The following is a 3,631-nucleotide window of genomic DNA, read 5'->3' as shown; positions in this document are numbered from 1 at the left end:
TGACGGTGAGAATGCCGCCGGCGAGCGCGGTGGCATTGCCGGTGCAGGCGAGCGCCTGCGCATAATTGGCACCGTCGCCCGAGGTCCAGGTCTCGGCCAGCGTCGCGCTTTCGGCGGCATAGACGGTGACCGCCGCGTTGGTGTCGGTCTCGTTCGCGCTGTTGGCGACCGAAGCGATGCTGGCATTGTTGGTGAGACCGCTGGTCGCGACGGTGACCGCGTTGGTGGTCAGCGCGTTGACCCAGGTCTTGCGCACCACCAGCGTGGCCGATTTGCGCGCGTTGGTCCAGGTGCAGGTGAGCGAGGTGCCGCTGGGCATCGTCACGGTGCGGCTGAGCCCGGTGCCTGCGGTCGCGACGACGGCGTTGTCGCTGTTGCGGCGGCATTCGAGGCTGCTGGCGTAATTCGCCGCCGCGCCGGTGGTGAAAGCTTCGGTGAGGGTCAGCGTCGACCCCGCGACCGCGACGGCGGTGGCGTTGGTGGTCGTCCCGCCGACCGTCGAGCTGCCCGCGGTGGGGACGAGGCCGCCGGTGATCGCGAGGCTGACCGCGTCGGCCGCGATGCCGTTGGTCCACGCCTTGGTCAGCACCACGGGCGAATCATTGTCGGTGATCGTATAAGTGGCGGCGGTGATCGGGGTGCCGCCGCAGCTCGCGGTGCTCGACACGGTGTAGCCGGTGCCGGCGGCGAGCGCGATCTGGATCGTCTCGCTGCCCTCGGTCGCGGTGTCGTCGATGATGCTGATGCCGAGGGGCACGGTCGTGTTCTGATAGGTGCCCGCAGGAATGGTGACGGTGAAACTCGCCGCGCCGCCGGGCGTCGTATAGTCGGTGCCGCGCGTCGCGGTGCCGCCGGTGATGCTGACGTTGACGGTGCGCGCGCTGAACAAGGTGCCGCTGACCCGCAGCGCCGGGATGTTCGCCGAGGGGATCGATTCGACCCCCGAGCCGGTCGCCGCCGACAGTTCGACGAACGGGTTGAGGCTGATCCGGATATCGTCGAGGAAATTGCCGTAGCTGCCCGCGTCGGTGGTGATGAACTGGACGCGCTGAACCCCCGAGGCGCCGCTGTAGGTCGCGGTGCCGGTGTTGACGTTCCACACATTGTTGACGGTCGACGCCTGCGTCGCGAGCAGCTGGATCAGCGTGCCGCCGCTGTTCGCGATCTGGAACCGTGCGGTCTGGGTCGTCGGGCCGCCCGAGCGCGCGCGGTGCGCGAAGGTCCAGCCGATCGTCTCGCCATTGACCATGCAGATATTCTGATAGAGCGCGCCGGGGACATTGGCGTTCATTTCGGCGAAGACCGACCCGTCATAGGCGGGCACGCCCTGGAAACCCGAGTCCCACAGCTCGATCTCGCCCGATGCCGAATCCCAACCGGTGACCGACCCGTTGGCGTAGATTTCGTAGTTGGCCGCGCCGGGGCCTTGGGGGTCGTTCGCTTCGAACGAGGGATTGACGATGACGCGCTGCGCGTGCGCGGTGCCGGTCAGCGCCAGCGTCGCGGCGAGCAGGGCGGGAAGGAAACGCATCGGCCGCATCGTCAATTCACCGTCGTCGTGAAGGCGATCGCCATCGCCGCCGCCGGGGCGAGCGTCGCGGTCGTGGCGGTCACGCTGGTGCCGGCGAAGGCCGCGCCATGGGGATCGCTTTCGTCGGCGCCCGTCGCATTGTCGTCCTCGACCGTCGTCGCCCCGGCGCAGCTGGTGCCGCTGCGCAGCGAGGCGGGGGTGTAAGTCAGCGTCGCGGGGATCGCGTCGGCGATGGCGATGCCGGTCGCGGTGGCGCCCCCGGTGTTGGTGACGAGCAGGCAATAGCGCATGACCGCGCCGGGGATCGCCTTGGGATTGGTGGTACCGTTCTGCGGATCGCTGACGACGCTGCTCGTCTTGGCGAAGGCGAGGCTGGTGGTCGGGCGGCAGAAGCTGATGTCATGGATCGCCATCCCCTGCTGGCCGGGATCGGTCGGCGCGAGGCTGTGGCTGCCATAGACGATGGTGATCGTGTCGACCGGCGCGGCAAAGGTCACCACGACGGTGCCGTTGGCGCTGGCGTCGGCCGAGGCGGCATCGCCATAGGCGCTGTTGCCGACGACATAGTTGCTGACGCCGTTGGTCAGCGTCGGCAGGACGGTCACACCGTTGTTGCTGCCGGTCACCGTCACGCGGTCGGCGAACTGGCCGGCGGCATAGTCGATGTCGAACAGGCGGAACTGCGCGCCGGGAACCGCGGTGGGCAGCGCGATGGTCGATGTCGCGATGCCCGACTGGCTGGACATGTCGACGATCTCGAAGATCGAATATTGGGCGGGCGACAGCCCGCCGGTGACGACATTCTGCCGCGTCGGCGACTGGCCGCCATAGGTCGCGTTGTTGAGGAACGATCCGCCGCTGATCGCGATGTTGAAATTCATCGTGCCGATATTGGCGAGCGCATAGCTGCCGCTGGTCTGGCCGGTCGACCAGGCGATGCTGTCCCAGTCGTGGACCGTGATGCCCGCCGGGCAGACCAGCGCCGGCGCGATGCCGGCGACACGCGAACCCGATACGGTGAAGCTGACGGCGGCATAATCGTCTTCGCCGGTGACGCCGTTGTTCGGGGTCGAATCGCTGTCGGCGACCGAGGAGGCGCTGATTTCGGCGCTGTTGACGATCGTGGCGCCCGATGTCGCGGCGACAGTGCCGCTGATCGTCAGGGTGCGGGTGGTCCCGGCGGGAATGCTGCCGACGGTCCACACGCCGGTGCCGCTGTTGTAGCTGCCAAAGCCCGAGGCGCTCGTGAAGGCGAAGCCGACCGGCAAATCATCCTGTACCGTCACCCCGGTCGCGGTCTGCGGCGAGCCGCTCGCGTTGGTGACGCTGAGCGTATAGCTGATGCTCGCACCGCCGGCGGGGGCGGCGTTGCTGACGGTCTTGGTCAGCGACAGGTCGGCGTAGTTGGCGGGCAGGCTGGTGATATAGAGGTCGGCGCGGGTGAAGCTGCCATTGTCGGCCGAGGGATATTGGTCGCAGATCTCGAGCCGCCAGCTGCCCTGCGCATTCTGGCCGTTGAACGCCGACAGCGCGGCATTGGGGGCGAACTGGTTCTGGTACGGCGGCGCGCTGGTCGCATGATTGGCGGTGTTGCCGTCGGTGTTGACCGTCGTCGCGGCGCTGTCGTCGAGCCGGACGTTGAAATTGTCGCCCGAGATATTGGCGGTGTCGCCGTCGACGAGCTGGACGCGGGTGCCTGCGGGCGACTGGAGCGTGATCCGGATGTCGCCGCGCCAGCTGTGGGTCGCAAGAATGCCGATATCGACATCGCCGACGATATAGCTGGTCGCAACGGTGAAGTTGCGCACCAGCGGGCTGGTGCAGGTGGTGGCATTGTTGATGTTGCCGGTGGTGGTGTTGCTGTAGGTCGTCGTCGTCTGCGCGCGCGCCGGAGTCGCGACGAGCGCGAGCGCCAGCCAGACGAGCGCCATCAACGCCCGCATATGCTGCACGTGCCGGGCCCCACCCTGGCAAAATCGGCTCTGGTCCCGCCGTTGCATCGGCCCGCTATGGCGCGCTTGTGGCTAACAGCGGGTTAAGGATCGTGAATTTCGACCGTATTTGTGTCGGATGGGGACAGGATCGGGGGGTGGTTCGGTG

Annotated in this window: 2 protein-coding genes; both read right to left on the bottom strand. The window is 67.6% G+C overall.

Annotated features, from left to right (window positions below):
- A partial coding sequence (locus ASD67_RS22955) for a Calx-beta domain-containing protein (RefSeq protein WP_200937987.1) occupies positions 1-1,531 on the bottom strand: 1,531 nt, incomplete at its 3' end.
- A gap of 11 nt (positions 1,532-1,542) precedes the next feature.
- Positions 1,543-3,474, bottom strand: coding sequence for a proprotein convertase P-domain-containing protein (locus ASD67_RS05980; RefSeq protein ID WP_235535583.1), 1,932 nt, complete (start codon positions 3,472-3,474; stop codon positions 1,543-1,545).
- Between the last annotated feature and the right edge of the window lie 157 nt (positions 3,475-3,631).

This window comes from Sphingopyxis sp. Root1497 (assembly GCF_001427085.1).
In the GTDB taxonomy this organism is placed as follows: Bacteria; Pseudomonadota; Alphaproteobacteria; order Sphingomonadales; family Sphingomonadaceae; genus Sphingopyxis.
This window is presented reverse-complemented; position numbering and strand designations above follow the sequence as displayed.

What these genes read in the sequence shown, in the direction of transcription:
- ASD67_RS05980 (WP_235535583.1), bottom strand. Translation starts at nt 3,474, where the DNA reads ATGCGGGCGTTGATGGCGCTCGTCTGGCTGGCGCTCGCGCTCGTCGCG.